General features: G+C 43.8%; 18 protein-coding genes. 11 read left to right on the top strand and 7 right to left on the bottom strand.

All coding sequences use genetic code 11. The features are described from left to right. Positions 1-235: 235 nt before the first annotated feature. The gene (gene sodB / locus ACHUFN_RS09305) at positions 236-817 is read right to left on the bottom strand and encodes a superoxide dismutase [Fe] (RefSeq protein ID WP_394222076.1); all 582 of its coding nucleotides are present in this window, start codon (positions 815-817) and stop codon (positions 236-238) included. A gap of 346 nt (positions 818-1,163) precedes the next feature. On the opposite strand from sodB, the gene ACHUFN_RS09310 reads away from it, so the two are divergent. The 5 genes from ACHUFN_RS09310 to ACHUFN_RS09330 all read left to right on the top strand — a co-directional run bounded on the left by ACHUFN_RS09310 (position 1,164) and on the right by ACHUFN_RS09330 (position 9,387). Beyond that, positions 1,164-1,514, top strand: a complete 351-nt coding sequence (locus ACHUFN_RS09310; protein ID WP_014948765.1) for a Grx4 family monothiol glutaredoxin — start codon at positions 1,164-1,166, stop codon at positions 1,512-1,514. A gap of 333 nt (positions 1,515-1,847) precedes the next feature. Continuing rightward, positions 1,848-4,454, top strand: coding sequence for a TonB-dependent receptor plug domain-containing protein (locus ACHUFN_RS09315; RefSeq protein ID WP_394222077.1), 2,607 nt, complete (start codon positions 1,848-1,850; stop codon positions 4,452-4,454). 165 nt (positions 4,455-4,619) lie between these two features. Then, positions 4,620-5,180 (top strand): RNA polymerase sigma factor, encoded by a 561-nt coding sequence (locus ACHUFN_RS09320; protein WP_394222105.1) that lies wholly within the window; start codon positions 4,620-4,622, stop codon positions 5,178-5,180. 1 nt (position 5,181) lies between these two features. After that, positions 5,182-6,234: a FecR family protein gene (locus ACHUFN_RS09325; protein WP_394222078.1), complete on the top strand. Its 1,053-nt coding sequence runs from the start codon at positions 5,182-5,184 to the stop codon at positions 6,232-6,234. A gap of 318 nt (positions 6,235-6,552) precedes the next feature. Continuing rightward, a complete protein-coding gene (locus ACHUFN_RS09330) occupies positions 6,553-9,387 on the top strand; it encodes a TonB-dependent receptor domain-containing protein (protein ID WP_394222106.1) in 2,835 nt (944 codons plus the stop codon). Between the two features lie 161 nt (positions 9,388-9,548). Here the strand turns inward: ACHUFN_RS09330 and ACHUFN_RS09335 are convergent, their stop codons facing one another. Then, the gene (locus tag ACHUFN_RS09335; RefSeq protein WP_394222079.1) at positions 9,549-9,743 is read right to left on the bottom strand and encodes a bacterioferritin-associated ferredoxin; all 195 of its coding nucleotides are present in this window, start codon (positions 9,741-9,743) and stop codon (positions 9,549-9,551) included. Between the two features lie 276 nt (positions 9,744-10,019). On the opposite strand from ACHUFN_RS09335, the gene ACHUFN_RS09340 reads away from it, so the two are divergent. Next, positions 10,020-10,625, top strand: a complete 606-nt coding sequence (locus tag ACHUFN_RS09340) for a peroxiredoxin (RefSeq protein WP_394222080.1) — start codon at positions 10,020-10,022, stop codon at positions 10,623-10,625. A gap of 77 nt (positions 10,626-10,702) precedes the next feature. Here ACHUFN_RS09340 and rnt read toward each other — a convergent pair whose 3' ends face one another. Continuing rightward, positions 10,703-11,338, bottom strand: a complete 636-nt coding sequence (rnt, locus tag ACHUFN_RS09345; RefSeq protein WP_394222081.1) for a ribonuclease T — start codon at positions 11,336-11,338, stop codon at positions 10,703-10,705. Between the two features lie 377 nt (positions 11,339-11,715). On the opposite strand from rnt, the gene ACHUFN_RS09350 reads away from it, so the two are divergent. Continuing rightward, positions 11,716-12,603 (top strand): flagellar protein MotY, encoded by an 888-nt coding sequence (locus tag ACHUFN_RS09350; protein WP_394222082.1) that lies wholly within the window; start codon positions 11,716-11,718, stop codon positions 12,601-12,603. Positions 12,604-12,666: 63 nt separating this feature from the next. Here ACHUFN_RS09350 and glpQ read toward each other — a convergent pair whose 3' ends face one another. The 3 genes from glpQ to ACHUFN_RS09365 all read right to left on the bottom strand — a co-directional run bounded on the left by glpQ (position 12,667) and on the right by ACHUFN_RS09365 (position 15,238). Continuing rightward, a complete protein-coding gene (glpQ, locus tag ACHUFN_RS09355) occupies positions 12,667-13,803 on the bottom strand; it encodes a glycerophosphodiester phosphodiesterase (RefSeq protein WP_394222083.1) in 1,137 nt (378 codons plus the stop codon). Positions 13,804-13,938: 135 nt separating this feature from the next. Continuing rightward, positions 13,939-14,334: a lactoylglutathione lyase gene (gene gloA / locus ACHUFN_RS09360; protein ID WP_394222084.1), complete on the bottom strand. Its 396-nt coding sequence runs from the start codon at positions 14,332-14,334 to the stop codon at positions 13,939-13,941. 193 nt (positions 14,335-14,527) lie between these two features. Then, on the bottom strand, positions 14,528-15,238 hold the full coding sequence (locus tag ACHUFN_RS09365) for an SDR family oxidoreductase (RefSeq protein ID WP_394222085.1): 711 nt from the start codon (positions 15,236-15,238) through the stop codon (positions 14,528-14,530). A 325-nt stretch (positions 15,239-15,563) separates the two neighbouring features. On the opposite strand from ACHUFN_RS09365, the gene cspE reads away from it, so the two are divergent. After that, positions 15,564-15,776 carry a transcription antiterminator/RNA stability regulator CspE gene (gene cspE / locus ACHUFN_RS09370; RefSeq protein ID WP_394222086.1) on the top strand — a complete coding sequence of 71 codons (213 nt, stop codon included), beginning with the start codon at positions 15,564-15,566 and terminating at the stop codon, positions 15,774-15,776. Between the two features lie 169 nt (positions 15,777-15,945). Further along, positions 15,946-16,125 (top strand): hypothetical protein, encoded by a 180-nt coding sequence (locus ACHUFN_RS09375; RefSeq protein ID WP_394222087.1) that lies wholly within the window; start codon positions 15,946-15,948, stop codon positions 16,123-16,125. Positions 16,126-16,423: 298 nt separating this feature from the next. Here the strand turns inward: ACHUFN_RS09375 and ACHUFN_RS09380 are convergent, their stop codons facing one another. Further along, complete coding sequence (locus ACHUFN_RS09380) at positions 16,424-17,842, bottom strand: M20/M25/M40 family metallo-hydrolase (protein ID WP_394222088.1); 1,419 nt, start codon at positions 17,840-17,842, stop codon at positions 16,424-16,426. Between the two features lie 173 nt (positions 17,843-18,015). Here ACHUFN_RS09380 and ACHUFN_RS09385 point away from each other — a divergent pair, with 173 nt between their 5' ends. Together ACHUFN_RS09385 and ACHUFN_RS09390 are read left to right on the top strand one after the other, a co-directional pair. Continuing rightward, positions 18,016-18,825, top strand: coding sequence for a hypothetical protein (locus ACHUFN_RS09385; RefSeq protein WP_394222089.1), 810 nt, complete (start codon positions 18,016-18,018; stop codon positions 18,823-18,825). A gap of 130 nt (positions 18,826-18,955) precedes the next feature. Further along, the coding region (locus tag ACHUFN_RS09390) for a transposase domain-containing protein (protein ID WP_394222090.1) at positions 18,956-19,383 on the top strand (428 nt) is incomplete at its 3' end.

Genomic DNA, 19,383 nt, shown 5'->3' on the forward strand with positions numbered 1-19,383 from the left:
CCCTTAAATACGGAACCCCGTATTTTCAGCTTAGTCGGTATTTGGGAAAACGATAGTAATTATTGTGTATAGTTCTTAATCTTTTGGTCTAATAAAAAATGCAACTTTAATAAGAATTTAGTGTCTGTTAATAGAAATATCAGAACAAAAAAAGCCCCGGTCAATGCCGGGGCTTTTTATGAAAATTGCTTAACGCTTTGTTTAACCTCGTTGAGGTTAAGTACACGCAACTAGCTTAAGCAAAGTTGCTGCTTGCGAATTCCCAGTTAACCAATGCCCAGAAGTTTTCTAGGTACTTAGGACGCGCATTACGGTAGTCGATGTAATAAGCGTGTTCCCAAAGGTCAACAGTAAGTACTGGCGTAAGGTCGTCGCCAGAGATAGGCGTTTGCGCGTTGCTTGTGTTTACAATGTCTAGGCTGCCGTCTGCAGTTTTAACTAGCCATGTCCAGCTTGAACCGAAGTTGTTAACCGCTTTGTCGTTGAATGCAGCTTGGAAGTCTGCAAATGAGCCCCACTTTGCGTTGATAGCTTCGGCTAGCGCGCCTGTTGGCTCACCGCCACCATTTGGGCTAAGGCAGTGCCAGTAAAACGTGTGGTTCCATACTTGCGCCGCGTTGTTGAAAACACCGCCTTCAGAAGATTTGATGATTTCTTCTAGGCTTTTGTTTTCCATGTCAGTACCTTCAACTAGGCCGTTAAGCTTAGTTACATAAGTAGCGTGGTGCTTGCCATAGTGGTACTCAAGCGTTTCAGCAGAAATATGTGGTTCTAGTGCATTTTGTTCGTATGGTAATGCTGGTAATTCAAAAGCCATGACGGTCTCCATGTTGGTTTAGTATTGTAGTCTAAAGCACACTTATCTTCGCCTGTTCAATAAGTGTATATACTTCTGTACTTAATTTACCGCTTTAGACGCTAAAGCTTATCCTAATTGTGGGGATAAAGTCCTATAACTCAATGACAAAAATGTGAATTTTTTTCAAAAGTTATTTTGTGACAGTAAATAGTTGTTCTGTGTATGGGTACATAACGGTTGGTGGGTAGAAAAGATCAATCGGTCGACAGTAAATAAAGATAAATTTATGATACTCTTTGCCTTGATAAATCATTTATGCATTCCCACTTTAATGGGAAGACACTTTTGAGCTCAGAGGAATCAAATGGATAATACTGAAAACCAATCAACGCTAGATAGAATCAAGCAGCAAATCGAAGAAAACCCAATTTTGTTGTATATGAAGGGCTCTCCTAAGCTACCTAGCTGTGGCTTCTCTTCACAAGCATCGCAAGCGTTGATGTCATGTGGCGAACCATTTGCTTACGTTGATATCTTACAAAACCCAGATATTCGTGCAGAACTGCCAAAATACGCAAACTGGCCAACATTCCCACAACTTTGGGTTGAGGGTGAGCTTGTTGGTGGTTGCGATATTATTATTGAAATGTTCCAGCAAAACGAACTACAACCACTTATCAAAGAGACGGCTGCTAAGTACAAAGAAGCAGAGTAAACCCGTTTTCATACGCAAATATATTTGTTTGCAAAAATCGATTGGAAAGCCGGCTTATAGCCGGCTTTTTTTATTAAAAACCGCCGAAAAAGCCCCACTTTCATTCCCGTAAAAACTATATAGACAGGTCAGAAATACAAATCCTCTATGGTGTGAAAAAATATTTTTATTTTGTCGAAAAAGGTTTGTTTTTTAATGTCTTGCGTTTTATAAGAAATACCATCTGGCCACAAAAAAGTCAGTGTTGAAGGTAAAAAATAACAACAACTCTGCGCACTTTTTTAATGTGTAAATAGCGCTAAAAGTGTGTATGTGAAAATCCGGGAATCCACCATGAATACAACCTTGTCTTTATTGACTAAAAACGTGCGGGGCGTGCTAGCTGCCTCTGCTGCGTTTTCGGTAATGACGGCTGCACCTGTTTACGCTCAAGAAGCAGAAGAAAGTGCAAAAGCCGAAGATTATGAACAAATTGCGGTAGTTGGCTCACGTGCAGCACCTCGTTCAGTTGCTGACTCAGCAGTGCCAATCGACATCATCTCTGACGAAGAGTTTAAGCAGCAGGGTGCCACCGATATGGTATCTATGATGCAAACTGTTGTTCCGTCTTTTAACGTAAACGACCAGCCAATTAACGATGCATCAACGCTTGTACGTCCAGCTAACCTTCGTGGTATGGCGTCAGATCACACGCTTGTGCTTGTTAATGGTAAACGACGCCATCGTTCTGCGGTAATCACATTCTTAGGTGGCGGCCTTTCAGACGGTGCGCAAGGCCCAGATATTTCTGTTATTCCGGCTTCTGCACTTAAGCAGGTAGAAGTACTTCGTGATGGTGCTGCAGCTCAGTATGGCTCGGATGCGATTGCAGGTGTAATTAACTTCGTGCTAAATGATTCATCAGAGGGCGGTTTGTTTGAAGCGCGCTATGGCTCGTTCTATGAAGGCGATGGCGATATGATTCAGCTGTCTGGTAATGTGGGTCTTCCACTATCAGAAAAAGGCTTCATTAACTTATCAGCAGAATACCGAACAGCAGATGATACGTCGCGCAGTATTCAACGTGACGATGCCGCGGCATTGGTGGCGGCAGGTAACACTTTCGTTGCAGACCCTGCGCAAATTTGGGGTTCACCTGAAATTAAACACGACATCAAATTATTTGCCAATGCTGGCATTGAGCTTTCCAATACATCAGAAGCATACATGTTTGGTAACTTTGCTGAACGTGAAGTGGAAGGTGGTTTCTACTTCCGTAACCCACACAATCGTGGTGGTGTGAATGACGGAGGCTTAGAGATTGCAGATCGCAACGGCGACGGCGTTATTGAAGAAGGTGAAGGGTATCAGCTACTACTTGTCGGTGATTTGACCGGTGATATGTCAGGTAACTGTCCAACCAATATTCGTGTTGGTGATAACGTTCTTGAAAACCCAACCTACATCAACCAAGTACAGAACAATCCAGACTGTTTTGCATTTAATGAAATTCTACCGGGTGGTTTCACGCCACGTTTCGGCGGTACGGTAACTGATATGTCACTTGTCTTTGGTACAAGAGGCGAGTTAGATAACGATATCACTTATGACGTAAGTTTAAACCTTGGTCAAAACGAAGTTGATTTTGCTATCAGTAACACCATCAACCCTTCTCTAGGTCCAGATACACCGTTTGATTTTAGCCCAGGTCGTTATACACAGTCTGAGCAAACCCTAGATATTGATTTTACAAAACCCTTCGATGTTGGCTTGTATGAACCACTATTTGTGGCAACAGGTTTCCAATATCGCAATGAAAGTTATGAGAGCTTTGCAGGTGACACTGCTTCTTATGAAATAGGTCCGTTGGCGACACAAGGCTTTGGCATTGGCTCAAATGGTTTCCCTGGCTTGGCGGCCAATAGCCAGGGTCGTGTGTCGCGCAACAACATCGCGTTATATGTTGACGCTGAAGCATACATTACGGAAAGCTTTATGCTTGCCGGTGCGCTTCGCTATGAAGACTTCTCTGATTTTGGTGATACAACCAAAGGCAAAGTCGCCTTCCGTTGGCAAGCTTTTGAAAACATCGCTTTCCGTGGTGCTTTCTCAACAGGCTTCAAAGCGCCAACGCTTGGTCAAAGTAACGTGCGTAACGTAACTACAGCGTTCGGTACGGGTGGTCAGCTAATTGACCGTGCAACGCTTCCGCCAACAGATCCTGTGTCTCAACTTAAAGGTGGCGAACAGCTTACACCTGAAGAATCAGAGAGTATCACGTTTGGTGTAGTGGCAGATTTTGATAACGGTTTATTTATTACCGCTGACTATTACAACATTGAGTTGACTGACCGTATAAGTACGGCATCGGGTATCGAGTTAACTGAAGATGATATCGCTGCACTGCTTGCGCAAGGTATTAACGATGCGTCTAGTTTCCAAGAAATTAGCTTCTTCACCAATGACTTCGACACAACAACCGAAGGCCTTGACGTTGTCGCTAACTACTCTATGGAGATGATGGGCGGTGATACTAAATTCTCACTCGCTTACAACTGGACCTCAACAGAGGTAGATCGCGCGTCTGATAACATTTCAGCAGAACGTATTCGCATGCTAGAAGATAACCTACCTGCGGTTCGTTACAGTGCTACAGCAAATCACACAAATGGCGACTGGCGTTTCCTAGCGCGCATGAACTACTTTGGTAGCATTTTTGAAGACCACTTAGACTCTGCGCTGCCTATTGATAATGTTGGTTCTGAAATTACCTTCGACTTTGAAGTTGCCTATAACTTCACAGAAGAATTTACATTCACAGTGGGTGCGCGAAACGCGTTTGATGAATACCCTGATGAAAACATACAATATGCCGGTATTGCAGGTTCGTTGTATCCAACAACCTCACCAATTGGTATCAATGGTGGTTTCTACTATTTAAGAGGTGTTTACACTTTTTAATCGCTAACACTAGCGAAAACTACTTTCACAAATGTTTCGAAGTGGAGGGGAGCATTAGCTCCCCTTTTATTTCTCTATAGAAGCATCATTTACGTGAAAAGTTACGAAGAAACAGGCATTATTGATGCCATTGTAAGCGAATCGAAACAAACAACTTTTATTATTATGACAAGAAAGTCGACAGTAGCCGAAACCTTTTTAAAATACCGCTCAAAGCTTATGCGTGCGGTAGGTTCTATTGTTGGCGCCGACGACATTGAAGATATTGTGCAAGAAGCTTTTATCAAAAGTTACGAAGCAGAGTTAAAACAAGAAATACAATACGAGCGTACTTATATGCTCAAAACAGCGCGCAACTTAGCGCTGAATCATGTTGCCAAAGCTGACAATAAAAACAAACAGCAGCTGGATGACATGGATATTTTGCCTTACGAACTTGTAGGGCACAGTTTGGAAAAAAACGTAGAAAGCAAAGAGCGCTTCATTCATTTTTGTCGAGCGACAGATACCCTGTCTGCCGATGTAAAACGCGTTTTTTTGCTTAAAAAAGTGTATGGCATGCGACAAAAAGAGATTGCAGAGCTTGTGGGGCTGAGCGAAAGCACGGTTGAGAAGCATGTCGCCAAAGGTTTAATGATGTGCTCAAGGTATTTAGCCGAGCTGTCAAAAGACAGTGCATCACCCCGTGCCACTGCTAACGCGACTCAGGACATAAGCCGTAGTTAACATGAATAATATTCGCCAATTTTCAAGTAAAGAAGATATTCAAGAGCAAGCATGCTTATGGATAAGCCGTCTCGATCGCGGATTAAATAGTGACGAAAAAGTAGCGCTAGATGTCTGGTTATCTGAAAGTAACGCGCATCGACAAGCATTGTTAGACGCGGCCAGCTTGTGGGATGACATGTCGGTGCTTAATGAATTAAGTGGTTTGTTTCCTCAACCTACTTCTCGCCAACGCACTAAAAAGGGCAGTATGCCTAAAACCGCTGTTTGGGGCATTGCCGCAACTTTCTTGGTTATGGCTATCGCCGTGGGTGTAGTGGTGCAGCGCACATGGTTAAACACTCCACCTGAACTAGCCGCCGTTAGTCAAAAAGTACAAACCGGAGTAGGCGAGCAAAAAAATGTGACGCTTGCAGACGGGTCTAAACTTCACTTGAACACGAACTCTATAGTCACGGTCGACTTCTCATCAACAGGGCGAAATATCGTGCTGCTAAAGGGGGAGGCTCATTTTGAAGTGGCCCATGACAAATCTAGACCGTTTTCGGTTACTGCTGGCAACAATACGGTTACTGCCGTAGGTACAGCGTTTAATATGCAGTATGTCGACGATAATGCGTTCGAACTGGTTGTTACCGATGGCAAAGTGCTAGTGAAAGATCGTTTTAAAGCGTCTTCTAACGAGTCACTTTTTACAAAGCGTCCGGTGGCAGAAGAAGGTTTGCTTATGTTTGCAGGCGAGAAGGCCACCGTACAAGGCAAAGTTGAGGCTCGCGAGAGCATGACCCAAAACGACATAGATGATGACTTAGCGTGGCAGCAAGGCATGATTGTTTTTAAAGGCGAGCCACTTGAAGCTGTGTTGGCCGAGATAGGTCGTTACACGCCCGTTCGTTTTAATGTGTCGGATGAAAGCCTACGCAAACGAAGAGTGGCGGGCTATTTCAAAGTGGGTGATATAGAAGGGCTTCTTTCCGCACTAAAAAATAGCTTCAATATCGACTACGAGAAAGTCACAGAAACAAGTATTGAACTTAAAATAGCAAAAAGTTAAATCTTTCTAGAAGACCGATGCCTTCTTTCATTCCTTGATGGCATCGGTTTACTTTATGTGACAATATAATTTAAATAATAAGCACATCGACTTTATATCTTGCACTACAGCGATTTTGCGTTAAGCAGGCAAACTAAAAAAGCAATAAAAAAGCTGCATGCCTTGGCGTGTTCGGCGCAATGGCTATCGCAAAAAAGTACGCTAGGCTCAGCAAGCTTCGCGACTATCTCACCAAAACAAATTGTTTCAAGCGTGTTTCTCTTTTTGATTCAGCCTGATTTGGCTTCTGCTCAAAATCTTGATGAAGCACCCACTAAAATGGAGAGTACCGCTTCAGCTGGGGCGTACAGCTTTTCCATACCTGCACAAAATGCAAACGAGGCACTGACCGAGCTAGCAAAACAAGCGAATACCACGCTTTTGTTTCCTTTTGACTTGGCAAAGAAAGTGAAGACTAATGCGTTAGAAGGCACATTTACGCTGAATGAAGCGCTGGCGCAGCTTCTTGAAGGAACAGAGTTAGCGGTTATCACTGATGAGAGTGGAGCGCTAAGCATTCGCTCTCGCGCGTCATTGTTGGCAAAAGAGAAACCGCCTGAAAAGGCCGAAGAACAAGTGGAAGAAGCGGGTAATGGTCTTGAAAAGATTGCTGTTGTTGGTACAAGAAACTCGCCTCGTAGTGCTGTAGATTCTTCCGTACCGCTTGATGTCATCGGTTCTGATGCGCTTAGCTCTCAAGGCAATACCGACGTGCTCACGATGCTAAGTGTGATGGTTCCTTCGCTCAATGTGAATGACCAGCCTATTAATGATGCCAGTAGTTTGGTAAGGCCTGCGAATTTAAGAGGGATGTCTTCAGATCACACGCTTTTATTGCTTAACGGAAAACGCAGACACCGCTCTGCGGTTATTACTTTTCTTGGCGGAGGGCTGTCAGATGGCGCGCAAGGGCCAGACATTTCGGTGATTCCCGCTTATGCGCTAAAGCAAGTTGAAGTATTAAGAGACGGTGCGTCTGCTCAATATGGATCTGATGCTATTGCTGGCGTAATTAATTTTGTTTTGAAGGATGCTCGAGAAGGTGGCAATGCCGCCTTAAGAGTTGGTGGTTACAGCGAGGGTGATGGCGAACTACTGCAACTTCAGCTTAATAAAGGTTTTTCCATAGGGGAAAGTGGCTTTCTTAATGCTACGGCAGAGTATCGTCAACAAAACGGAACGTCACGGTCGGTGCAGCGTTCAGATGCCCTTGAACTTATTGAACAAGGAAATACATCTATTGCATCACCGTCTCAAGTTTGGGGCGCATTAGATGTTAATGAAGATATAAAGCTTGCGTTAAATGCGGGTGCTGACATTTCTTCTTCGTCTAAGTTTTATAGCTTTGTGACCGCGGCGAGACGCGAGATAAACGGCGGATTTTATTTTAGAAACCCTCAAACTCGAGAGGGCGTTTTTAGCCGTACTGACCCCGTCACGGGCCAAAGTCGCCTTATTGTGGCTGACTTAGATGGGTTAGGAAATGGCATCGCATGTCCTTCCATAACCCTTTCTAGCGACAATGTGCTGCAAGACCCCAATTTTCAGCTAATTGAAGATAATACGACAGCGCTTGGCGTGAACTGTTTTGCATTTAATGAATGGTTCCCGGGGGGCTTTACACCTAGGTTCGGTGGCATAATTACCGACGCATCGCTTGCCATGGGGGTAAGACGGGAACTACCGAAAGGGTGGGCAATGGATGTTAGCGCGACGGTTGGCTACAGTGACATTGAATACACTATTTCTGATACCGTAAATCCTTCGCTGGGGCCGCAAACACCTACAACGTTTTCACCGGGTGGCGTGTCTCAAGTAGAGCGCACGCTGAATCTAGATTTTAACAAACTGATTCAAACCTTCTTCGAAGACCCTGTAAGTATTGCGGTGGGCATTGAGTGGCGAAAAGAGACTTATTTTCAAAAGGCGGGAGATGAGGCATCTTACGTGGCTGGGCCATTTGCGTTAGAGCCTCCACTTGGATTAAATCAAGGTTTTTCGATTGGCTCCAATGGTTTCCCTGGCTACCAACCTCAATCGGCAGGCCATTGGAGTCGCAGCAATTGGGCGCTTTACGCCGACATGGAGTTTTTTGTTACAGACGCGTGGCAATTTGGTGTTGCAACACGGGTCGAACATTTCAGCGACTTTGGTTCAACGTTCGACGGTAAATTAAGCACTCGATATAAGTTGAGTGATGTTTTCGCGTTGCGAGGCTCTGTAAATACAGGGTTTAAAGCCCCAACAGTGGGTCAAAGCAACGTTATCAATGTCACCACGGCATACGGAGTAAATGGGCTAGAAGACCAGGCTACGTTACCACCAACAGACCTTATTTCACTGCAACTTGGCGCAACACCGCTGACGCCTGAAGAGTCAGTAAACTTTAGCCTAGGTGTGGTGATGCAGGCGACCGAGAACTTTTTTGCCACTCTCGACTACTTCAATATTCGCCTATCAGACCGTATTAGTACAACATCTGCGATTCCGCTTACTGATGATGATATAAGCGCGCTAATAGAGAAGGGGAGGCCAGATGCGGCAAACTACAATGCGGCCAAATATTTTACTAACGACTTTGATACGAAAACGCAAGGTGTAGATTTAGTTGTTAGCTACAGCTTTTCCCATGATGATTGGGTTAACTCGTTGCTTTTAGCCTATAACTGGACAGACACCCAGGTAGAGCGAGTTACGCTTTATCCTGCGCTGGTTGAGGGAGAAATGCAGCTTCTACCTAACCTTACGCCCGCAAGAATTCGTATGCTTGAAGACAACCTTCCTGCTCACAGAGGCAGCATCACTTTGGAGCAAAAAAGCGAAAAGTGGGCGCTGACGTGGCGACTTAATTACTATGGTAAGTTTTATGAAGACCATTTAGATGCGTCAGCCGGTATGGATATATTTGGGAGTGATTTAACAACGTTCGATGCGCAAGTGACTTGGAACTTGATGCCACAGACTCAACTAACGATAGGCGCACAAAATTTGTTTGATACGCTTCCCGATGAAAACCCCTTTCAAGGCGAGGTGGGCGCGCTTTATCCGCCGACATCACCGGGTGGCATAAATGGCGCTTTTTATTATGCAGGCGTTGAATATACCTTCAACTAAACAATTTGGAGCCCAAAGTATCGGTTGGGGCAAAATGAAAAAGAATTATTAGAAACTAATGTGATATTTACTGGTTGGTCAGAAGTGGCTAGAAATTAGGCTAGTTAGAGTAAAAGTGAAAAAAGCGCGGAGTGGCTAGTTCTCGCTTTTACTCAACATCTTTAACCAACATCTCTAAATAATGATTCGTCGATAATTGTTTGGTCAATAATTTGCTGAGCCATGTTAATGCACTTACCGCATTGTGAACCAAGCTCTAAATGTTGGCGTAACTCACGCATATTACCCACGCCGTTTTCTTCAACCGCCGCGCGAATGCTTTTATCTGTTACCCCATAGCACATGCAAACAAACATTAAACGTACTCCAAATGAATCTGTAAATGATAATAATTGTTATTCTTTACTTTGGCAAGCGGATAATCACAAATTTAATGTAAGGTAATTGAAGAAAGACTGAACAATGTGGCCTGTAGTTGGGCTAGCATTGGTAGGAGCAGTAAAAAAACTTAGCGTTTAATGTTGTTATTTCAGTATTCGTACCTATGTTCTGAGTCAGGAAATTTCTTTTCAAAGTGGTTACGCAATGTGACCGCTTCTATTATTACAATCCAAATAAAAATGGAGAGACTCATGAGTGTATTAGTTGGCCGTCCAGCACCTGACTTTACTGCAGCAGCTGTTCTAGGTAGTGGTGAAATTGTTGATACTTTCACGCTAAGTGAAGCAATTAAAGGCAAGAAGGCGGTTGTATTTTTCTACCCGCTAGATTTCACTTTCGTATGCCCTTCTGAGCTAATTGCTTTTGACAAGCGTTTTGACGAATTCAAGAAGCGCGGTGTTGAAGTAATCGGTGTTTCAATCGATTCTCAGTTCTCACACAATGCGTGGAGAAATACGCCAGTAAACCAAGGTGGTATTGGTCCAGTTAAGTACACCCTTGTTGCAGACGTTAAGCACGACATCTGCCAAGCATACGATGTTGAGCACCCAGAAGATGGCGTTGCGTTCCGCGGTTCATTCCTAATCGACGAAGAAGGAATGGTACGTCACCAAGTAGTTAACGACCTTCCACTTGGCCGTAACGTAGACGAAATGCTGCGTATGGTTGATGCACTTGCATTCCACGAAGAGCATGGCGAAGTTTGCCCAGCAGGTTGGACTGAAGGTAAAGCGGGTATGGATGCGTCTCCAGAAGGTGTTGCTAAGTACCTATCTGAAGAAGCAGACAAGCTTTAAGCTACCTTATTACAGGTTTAAAAAAACAGCGCCTTGTGGCGCTGTTTTTGTTTATAGCTTTTTATTTAGTGCTACGACTATTCTTCATTCTCTAATGGCCAGCCACCCAGTGCTTTATAGCGATTAACCATATAGCAAAATAGCTCGGTAGTTTTCTGTGCATCATAAAGTGCACTGTGAGCTTCACTTTGATCAAAAGCAATTCCCGCCGCACGACAGGCTTTCACTAAAACGGTCTGCCCCAGCGCCAAACCCGCAAGACTGGTTGTGTCGAAAGAAACAAAGGGGTGGAACGGCGTGCGCTTTATATTGCAGCGCTCAATAGCAGCGTTGACGAAGCCTTGGTCGAAGGTTGCATTGTGGGCAACTATAACTGAGCGCTGACAGTCTGCATTTTTCTGAGCTTTGCGGATGCCTTTACACAAATCCTTCATGGCTTCGCTTTCTTCAATTGCGCCACGTAGTGCGCAATTTGGATCGATACCGTTAAACTCTAGCGCTGCAGGCTCTAAATTAGCCCCCTCGAAAGGGTCGATATGGTAGTGAAAGGTTTGATCTGGATGAAGAACACCGTTTTCATCCATTTTTACCGTCACCGCTGCTAACTCTAACAAGGCGTCGGTTCCTGCGTTAAATCCGGCGGTTTCTACATCGATAACAACGGGAAAGTAGCCTCGAAAACGCTGGGAAAGAAGGGGCGGGTTGGCAGACATAAACTCTCTTGTAAGGCTTGATTACGTGAATTGGTTGGTGAGGTAAATGTAACACCAACCTGCGAAACATATTGCGTGGCACGAATTATCGCAAGGATATTAGCGAGTTGCCAGTTTCAATTTCGAGACTAGTAACTAGAAATCAAAATGGTAGGAAAAGTATTAAACTCGAATGGTATTAAACGCTAAACTTTTCTACAATTTGGACGATAGCTATATAAAGCATTAAGGTTTAAATTAGCTTATAGATGTCGCTATATGAAGTTTTTAACCTATAGGTTTTTACGTGTGCAAAATTAAACGGGTTTAAACGGTGAAGCGAAGTCTACTCGCATAACCTTTGCCTGTGTTAGTCTGATTTTCGTTATGGTGTCGAAATGGTGTCGAAATTAAAACATATCGCTTTATTGGGAATGATGGGGGCGTTTTCTTCTGTAGCAATCTCTTCTCATGCTGCCATGCGGCAATATTCTGCAACCATAGAAAGCTCCAACTGGCGCGTCGATTCTGACACACGTCTTCAATGTACGCTTAGCCACGAATTACCCGGTTACGGTGAGGCCATGTTCACCAGCATGGCGTCGAAGCAGCTCAATATGGAGTTTGAGCTGGATATGTATTTACTGCCCAATAAATTTGAGATGGCCGCGGTTTATTCTGTGCCACCGAAATGGATGCCCGGAGTAGCGCCCAAGCCTATAGCCGATATGTCTATTCGAAAGCAGTATAACGGCGACCTGCCGCAAGATGCCGCTTGGACAATGCTGTCTGAACTTGAGAAGGGTTTTTGGCCGACTATTTATTATCAAGACTGGTATAACAAATACGATCAAGTTAGCGTGGCGCTGAACGCTAGCAACTTCACCGGCATTTATCGCGACTTTGTAAAGTGCGTTTCGAACTTACTACCTTTTAGTTTTGAGGACATCGCTTACACGGTTTTGTCGTATCAAAACAACAGCACAGAGCTAACTAAATATTCGCAAAAGCGTTTGACCATGATAGGTGAGTATTTAAAAGAGGATAGCGAGCTTGAGCTAGTGCTTCTTGATGGCTACACCGATAGCTATGGCGGTCGTTGGAACAATGAGCAGTTGTCTATTCGACGTGCTAACGAAGTGAAGAGTTATTTGACTACGTTAGGCGTACCAGAAGATAGAATTCAGCTAACAGGTCACGGCGAAAAGCGTCACATTGCGCCAAATGATACAAGAGAAAACCGCGCGCAAAATAGACGGGTAGTGGTGCGACTCTCTAAATCTTAGGTGCTAGTTAACGCACCTAAGCCCACTTAATAGCCGCGAAAAGAATAATCTGACGAATGCGGTTTAGTTTTGTTTTTCTCGCCAGGTTAACACTGGTACTAAATGGTCGGTGAAAACACCGTCAGCATGCACTACGTTATCTAGTACTTCCAAGATTTGTTCTCCAGTCATACCCGTTGGCAGTGCGTCGTGACGATAAGTGTAGGGGTGGATTGTCAGCTTGTTTTGATGGGCATAATTGAGCCAAGCTGCCGCCTCTATCATTCCTTGGGCCATTGCTTCGTTATTCAATACATGGCCCAACCACGGACCTATTCCGTTGGCATAAGACGCAACCTCGCGCATCCCCTCTTGCGTTCGCACCCAGTCGTAATCGGTATCGCTTTCATCCCACTCATTTTCACCAATCAGCATGACAACTTTGCCTTTATAGCCAAGGTTTTCACGAATGTGCTTAATTTCTTTAAAGTCGAAGCATTGAAGATAGCTATTGCCATCGTCACCGCCAAACCCATAAGAATTCAATGAATCTATTACGACTTTGCTAGCATCAATACCTTCTTTGGCGTGAAAAGCGGGGGATTTCACTTCAGGGTAAACGCCTACTTGCGCGTCGAACTGGCGATTAAGCTCACTGATCAATTCTAGGTGCTCATCCAACGTAGCGATTTTAAAACTTGCTAGTTTACCGCGGTATCTATTCTCAAATACCTGTTTACCGTCATTGCCGGTGCGCTCATGAATTTGCAGTGTTCTTAATTCTTCAAGGGTAAAATCGCGCGCGTAGTAACGTGCGTCATCACGGTGACGCTCAGGGAAAACATCCTCCACGTTCGTTACGGTTTCTAAATGGATGTCATGCAACACAACGGGTACATCGTCTTTCGTGATGACTACATCTTGCTCGATAAAATCTGGACGCAGGGAAAAGGCGAGAGTAGCAGCTTCAAGAGTATGTTCAGGCAAATAACCCGATGCGCCGCGATGGGCAATAACGGTAAAGTGCTCTTTTTCATTTGTTTTTAAATCTACACTTGCTAGCGTACCTTCTTTGTTCGCAGCAGTGGCAGCAGCGCTAAAAGCTATGAGCAACGCGGGTAGAATAGTCTTCAGTTTTGCTTTCGGCTTTAGATTGCACGCCGTTCGAACTAGGTTTTCGCACTTATACGTTTGCGAAAAGAATAAGCGGTTACGTAGCATGTTGTGTCACTCCATGTGTTTTATATCGGCTTCTGATCTATGCCGCACTTTTTTAAAGTGATAGCTTAGCTATTTAAGCGTTCGAAGCGCTTTGACAAATTAGGCTGCATCTCAAGCTTTTGCTCTGAATATTGATCATAGCGAAATGGCTTTATTCTGAATGAGCTCTATAGCATAACCGTCGGGGTCGCGAACAAAAGCAATAACTGTCGAGCCGCCTTTTACTGGCCCTGGTTTACGATACACATCCGCGCCGTTTGCTTCCAAGTTTTCACAAAACTGATAGATATCATCTACTTCAATGGCGATATGACCATACGCGTTACCTTTGTCGTAGGTATTATTGCCCCAGTTATAAGTAAGTTCTAAGACGGTACTTTCGGTTTCATCGCCATATCCTACGAAAGCTAGCGTGTATTCGTATTCTTTGTTTTCAGACTGGCGAAGAAGGCGCATGCCCATTAGTGAGGTGTAAAAGTGAAGAGATGCCTCTAAGTTTTCGACTCGAAGCATGGTGTGAAGCATTCGCATATTGAACTCCTATTCCTACCACCAGCATTAGCTAATGGCATACTGCACTGTAAGCGCGTGTTGTACTTATTAACGAGTAGGCCTTAAGCTTTTGCCTACTATTTACTAGTTATAAAGTAAGAAACAACACGCACCTAGGTTAATAGAAGAATGTTAACGCTTTAAGACAGTTTTATAATTTTACTTGAGCGTTTTAAAAGCCCCACAGACCGATATTATCAATTTTGAGCCTGCGAGGTTGACTCAACAGGTATATCACCAATTGTCCTAAGTCTTCGTTTTGGATCAGGCCATTGTCTACATCTTCTGTTTCTGTTTTTTGCGATTGGATAAGCGCAGGATTTAGGGAGTGAACATGGATACCATAAGGGCGCACTTCTTCTTGTAGCGCTTTTCCTAGGCCAACCATGGCAAATTTAGATGCGCAGTATACACCCGCATTGGCGTAACCATTTAGCGCTGCCTGCGAAGCGATGTTAATGATATAACCCTCTTGGTTGCTTATCATGTGAGGCACGACCTGCTTACACATCAGGTAAGTACCTTTCACATTGGTATTCATTACCTCGTCCCAGTCTTCTTCGCTGGTTTCCCAAATAAGCGTTTCTTTCCCAAAGCCACTGTTATTGATAAGCACGTGGAGATCGCCAAACGTGCGTTTTGCGTTAGCAACAAAATCAGCGACATCCGAGCTGCTTGCAACATTGCAAACTTGGCCGTAAATTTTGCCTGGAAAAGTAGCCTCAAACTGTTTAACGGTTTCTACAATTGTGCTTTCGGTACGGCCGCAAATGGCCACATTCATACCTTCTTCCAGTAGATACTGTGTAATGGTTTTACCTAACCCCTTACCGCCGCCAGTAACAATGGCTGTTTTACCTGCTAATGCGTACATGTCTGTCATAATCTGAATCTAAAACAAAAAAGTAAGGTTAGCGCAGCTTTTAAGCACCTTGAATAAACATACGTATTCAAAACACACAAGGAATGTGTGAAAAAAGGTATGACTAAAAAATAATCTAAAAAATATTGGACATCTTCGCGAATAACCTGTACCTTCTCGCTCGCTCTAGATATGTTTTATGCTTTACCTAATACTGCGCTGTACCTTTCTTTATACCTTCTAATTGAAGTGCTAGATAGATATACAACTGCTTTACTAGCTTAGTTATGTCTACGGCTATTCGGTGGTTTCCACCATTACATCAATTTTTTAAAAGGTTGTTATTATGTCTAATTCTGTAAACGGTACAGTTAAGTGGTTCAACGAAGAAAAAGGTTTCGGTTTTATTACTCCTGAAGCTGGCGGTAAAGACGTATTCGTACACTTCCGTTCAATTGCTTCTGACGGCTTTAAAACGCTTGCTGAAGGCCAGGCGGTTAGCTTCGAAGTTGAACAAGGCCAAAAAGGTCCTCAAGCTGCTAACGTAGTAGTTCGATAAGACTAGTATACTTATCTAAGGGGACTTCATTCATCTGAAGTTACCCTTTAAAGATGGGCTCTTTTTTAAAACGTTAAGTTGTTAGAAAGAGCCTAATTTTTGATTTAGATTTCTTTACCCAACCTGCGAGGAATTCAAAACAAACAATATCAATCAAGAAGTATTTAATATGCAATTTCAAAATTCTATCTCTACCTTTAACTGCGCTATTCCAAGTGCGTTAATTTCAAATATCTCCATCAACAAAACCTCTGTTGCCTTTAAACGTGCGAATACTTATCAGCATGTTCAGCTGTCATCGAGGCAAGAAGTAAAGCTATTTGTTGCTAAGCTTATTCAAGCGCAGTAACTCAAACTCTGGTTCAAGAGTTGTAATTCAAACGCTGCAAATCAAAGCAAGTGAAAGACCAGCAGTAATAGCTGGAAGCAGCACATTACTTCGAAGCGGTTAGTCTTAAAAATCAGATCAGTGCTTATTCAAAAGCGTTACTTTCTTAGCTTTTAAAATTTTAGTGTTTGAAGGTGATGAATAATGCAAAGTATAAATCTCGAGAGATTTATCGTGTTATGAGTAAAGGGCATTGGAAGTAGAGCATAAGCCGGAACAAGATGTGTACCGACCTATGCCTATAAAAGATGGCGTGTGATTACTGTTTTGCTTTCAAATCAACATCTGAGTCTGCTAGCAAATAAATGCTTGCTGCATAGGCAGCAATATTCTGCGCTAATTCGTCAGGATTAATTTTATCTAGCGTGTCGTCAGGTGTGTGGTGTAGATCAAAATAATCTCTGCCGTTTTGGTTAAGCCTAATTGTAGGTACCCCTTTCGCTGCTAGCGGAATAATGTCAGGGCCGCCGCCAGCGATGTCTGAACCGCCGCGTACTATTCCTAGTGGTGATAAAATCTTTGCGATTTCATCAACCAACACAGTAGCTTCCGGGTTCACGTTTGACACGAGCTGCCAAATAGTTTGTGCGCCAAAGTCAGATTCTGTCGCCAGAACGTGGTTACTAAGGTTTTTCTCATGCTTATTAGCGTAAGCAAACGCGCCTAACAAACCTACTTCTTCAGCGCCGAACATAACAACGCGAATGGTGCGTTTAGGGCGTTCTGGTAAAGAAGCAATTAATGCGGCAGCTGCAGTGGTAATGGCAATGCCAGCGCCGTCATCGACAGCACCGGTACCTAAATCCCAGCTGTCTAGGTGGCCGCCAATAAGCACAATTTCTTCAGGTTTTTCACTGCCCACTAAATCTAGAATAACGTTGCCGCTATTCACTTCGCCTTTCCATTTTGATTCAGAGTGGAGCGAAAGTGAAAGTGGCTTACCTAATTTGTGTAAGCGTCGTAAATGGTCTGCATCGGGGTTTGAAATAGCCACCACCGGGATGTCTGCCCAGTTATCACCGTCTGCACTCATCATGCCCGAGTGTGGGAAGCGATGAGAATCAGAGCCTACGGAGCGAACAACTAATGCTTCAGCACCCCCGCGTTGGGCGTGTTGCCATCCAATACGTCGTCGTTGATTCGCTTGGCTGTAGCCTGCACCCGTTTGGCTTTTAACCATAGCGTCGCCATCCACAAAGGCAATCTTTCCTTTTAGTGCACCATCTTTAACGGCGGTTAGTGCGTGAATATCTCTGAAATAAACGATTTCTGCATTGATCTCGCTTTCTGAAGGCGCTGCGCCACCAAGGGCTGTGCCGTATAGCGGTTGGGTATAAGGCGCAGTGAGTGAAATGTGCAGATGGCCTCTATCCCAAAACGGCATAGTGAATTCTTCTACACTGACCTTGTCGAAACCGAGACGTTTTCCGACGACAACGCCCCAATCTCTAGCGCGCTTCTCTGCTTCAGACCCGCCTAAACGTGGACCAATTTCCGTAGTGAGCGACTCGACAATGTTGTAACCCAAATCACTTTTTAGCGCTTTTTGAATTAAGGCTTCGGCATTTTTCTTTTGCTCGTCAGTAATGGGTGAGCTGTTTGCAAAAACGCCAAAACTGCAAGCACTCACTAATGCACCAAACGCTAAGTTTCTGGCGATAGTATTCAATCGAGACATGTGTTCTCCGTGGATTTTTTATATTATTTGCGGGCTATGATAGCTAATTTGATAAGTGCTTTCGAGGCAAATCATAATTGTTGAACATTCGTGAGGTACAATGAAGTCCTATTATTTTATAATCAATCATGATAGTTTTTGAAAAAGGAAAATAGATTACAAGGAAAGTTAAGGTGAAATCATCTCTCACTTCTTATTTCAAGAATACAAAATCAAGAAACCTATCAACTCTTAAATCCACCTCTGGAATCTGTGTCATAGCTTGCGCGTTATTTCTAACGGGGTGCGGTGGCGGCAGTTCAAATGATAATGAAGATGTCGTACAACCGGATTCGGTGCTCGGCGTATGGTTTGGGCAAGCGACAACATTAGAGGGCGGGCAAGACAACGTAGTTTTAGCTGTTTCCCCCGAAGGAAAAGCGTTCATGTTTTCAGAAGCGTCCCATGACACACTAATTGCACATGGCTCTGCGAATGAAAATCTTTTTTCCTCAAATGACACCATGTTGTATCCAGGAGCGGCAATGACGCGTTATGGTTCGATGCAGGCAACGGCGGTAGGGAGCTCACTTGATGGTTCTGCAACTGTATCAGGTAGAACATTGGAGTATTCTGTCGCTAAAGTGGAATCTAAAGCCGATGTTTCCCTAAGCGACATTGCGGGCAATTATTCAGCCTCTCGGGCAGATGGCGCTTACACTCGCTCATTCGCTATCGACGTTGATGGAATAATCAGCGGCTCAGATACTAATGGCTGCCTATATTCAGGCGCTGTCGAATCTATCAACGGAGTAGACGCTATCTTCAATATCACGGTTAAAGCAGAAGTTTGTTATAACGATTTCGAGTACAAAGGTCTTCTCGCTTATGGCGTATTTCCCTTTGAATATCAAAACTCAATTAATGAGAGAGAGGGCATTGTTATAGCAGCAGAAGAACCTTCAAAAGCTTATTCTTTTAACCAATTTAGCCCTCAAGATTAGAGCTGCTCAAATTACTATTAAAAAGGAGTCATTCGACTAATGCCGATCAGTTAAGAAATATTTTAGCGATCGGTTGACCGATCTTTTATAGATGTAAAAATCCGATGAGCACTCGCCATCGGATTTTTTTATGGATATCAAAACAGCGTTAGATACTGCTTTCAATGCCAGTACCCAGTTTCACTCATTCGAAAAGCTCTCAACTTTCTTAGACCCTTCAATTATCGATGAGGCTTTTGTTGAAGCAGGTGTGGCAACCGTTAGAAAGCGTCGCTTACCACTTGAGTCGGTCATGTGGTGTGTCATGGGCATGAGTCTTTTTAGGCAAGAATCAGTGTGGAACATTGCCACTAAAATGGATATTGCATTACCCGGTAAAGCACCGCTGGTAGCGCCAAGCGCTATGGTTCAGGCGCGACAGCGTTTGGGAACCGAGGCCGTTGAACAATCTTTTAAAAAGATGGCTAAACATTGGTATCAACAGAATCAATTCGAAACATGGAACGGGTTGAATTTACTTGGTGTCGATGGTGTCGTTTGGCGAACGGCTGATACTGC

The organism is Alteromonas gracilis (assembly GCF_043642145.1).
Classification (GTDB): Bacteria; Pseudomonadota; Gammaproteobacteria; order Enterobacterales; family Alteromonadaceae; genus Alteromonas; species Alteromonas gracilis_B.